The sequence below is a fragment of the Aeromonas sp. PS2Canimalfood6 genome (assembly GCF_048276795.1).
GTDB lineage: Bacteria > Pseudomonadota > Gammaproteobacteria > Enterobacterales > Aeromonadaceae > Aeromonas > Aeromonas caviae.
In genome coordinates this window covers 1-1,258 of the sequence record NZ_JBLUXC010000133.1, presented here as the reverse complement: position 1 = coordinate 1,258, position 1,258 = coordinate 1, and the positions used below count along the sequence as shown (strand labels likewise).

The window sequence follows — 1,258 nt, the reverse complement described above, 5'->3', positions numbered from 1 at the left end:
CCCAGGGCGAGAGCGTGAACATATTGTTAAATTGACTTCAATTCAGCCAGCCCTGCATCCAATACCTTTTCCAGATATGGGCTGCTCATGCCCGCAAATTGCTGCTTCTTCCGCAAGCTTGCCTTACGGCTGGTTTCGGCTCGCAGCATGTTTTGCGCCATGTGTCGTGCACAGGCCAATATTTGAGGGGCATCACCTCGATATATCTGGCAGGCATCCTCATTCATCACGACATCCAGAACCCAGTGCAGGCTATTTTCAATTGCCCAGTGCCCTCGTACCGCTGAAGCAAACTGCTCTGGTGTCAGTTCAGCCGAGCTGATGTAGTAGCGATACTCCATCGAAAATTTTTCCATATTTTCAATTCGATAGGATATTGCGACACCGACAGTCTTCAGCGATTTCCACTCTGGAAATTGCTCTGATAGTGCTCCGGCTGGTAACACATGGTACTCGCGGCCATCGATGCGACCGTGCTCTTTCTCGACACTGAGCGTTTCTTCACTCAGCGGCTTCTTGGTCGACTCGGCCAGAGCTGCGCGTACTGCATTATGCAGTGTGGGCTGGTTACCTTTTACCGCCAGCAAGTAGTCGCCACCGCCCTTGACTATGGTTGAGGCTATTCCAGTCTGGCAGCCCATGGCATCGATGGATACCAGGCAGCCTTTTATATCGAGGAGTGCCAGTAATTCAGGAATGGCGGTGATTTCGTTAGATTTCTCATCTGTTTTGACTTGCCCGAGCACCAGACGATTCTCAGCGGCAAAGGCACTGACCATATGAATGGTAGACTGACGACTGTCTCGGTCGTAAGAGCTGCGTAAGGTCTTGCCGTCAATGGCAATCAGCTCACCATCGGTACGTTCTGATGTTGCTTGCATCCAGCGGACGAAGGCGTTCTGGAATTGCTCCGGTTGAATACGGGAGATGATCCTGGCTATGGTGTCGTGAACAGGTAATCCGTTATGAAACAATCCATTACGCTGAAACCATTCCAGATGTGCCTCGCCGAAAAGCTCGATATCTTCCCAACCTTGAGCTCCACCAATAGCAGCACAGACGGTGAGAAAAACCACATCGAAGAAGGGGTACGCGATTTTGGTTGTCTGACGAGGGTCTTCAAGTTCGGAGAAGAATTGGGTAAATGCCGCTTGATGGTTCATGACGAAACTCCCGTAAAAGAGAGTATAAGATCACACCCTGTTCGGTCGGTCAAATCCTCGTGCCCTGCTTAAAAAACGTTCGCGATCTTGCCCTG

The 1,258-nt window shown here is 50.6% G+C and carries 1 protein-coding gene; it reads right to left on the bottom strand.

Translation table 11 applies throughout. The features are described 5' to 3' along the window. Window positions 1-26: 26 nt before the first annotated feature. A complete protein-coding gene (locus ACNPAA_RS20875; RefSeq protein WP_069785125.1) occupies window positions 27-1,163 on the bottom strand; it encodes an ISAs1 family transposase in 1,137 nt (378 codons plus the stop codon). Between the last annotated feature and the right edge of the window lie 95 nt (window positions 1,164-1,258).